Below are 422 nucleotides of genomic sequence, written 5' to 3' on the forward strand. Positions count from 1 at the left end.
CGAAGGCCACGGCGGCCCCGCAGCGTCCGCGCATCTTGGCCGCCACTTCCGTCTGTGCGTCGTCCAGGTCCCCGAAGAAGGCGATGAGGAGCCCGTCACCGCCGGCTCCGGCGAAGCCCCCGCCGTGGCCGCCGCCGCTGCGCACCGCTTCGTACGCGCGCGTCAGTCCGGCGCCGTCGGAGTGCCCGACGACCGCGAGGGTGTCCATCATCAGCCCGGCGGCCTCCGCGGACTCCTGCCCGCCGGAGGAGAAGCCGCCGCCGTCGCCGGGGACCGCGGTGCCCGAGTCCGTCAGCAGCCGCGTCGAGAAGCCCTGTTCGAGCAGGTGCACCAGGGTGGACGCGGCCCCGGACACCGCCCACTCGAACGCGGAGTCCGGTCCGGCGCCCTCGAAGGCGACCCCGCGGGTGTCCAGCAGGACC

1 pseudogene is annotated in these 422 nt (G+C 75.6%); it reads right to left on the bottom strand.

The annotated features are described in order from the left end of the window. Nucleotides 1-422: pseudogene (locus tag G3I78_RS49090) on the bottom strand (DUF58 domain-containing protein); the annotation flags it as partial.

Origin of the sequence: Streptomyces sp. SID13726 (assembly GCF_010548375.1) — a bacterium.
Classification (GTDB): domain Bacteria; phylum Actinomycetota; class Actinomycetes; order Streptomycetales; family Streptomycetaceae; genus Streptomyces.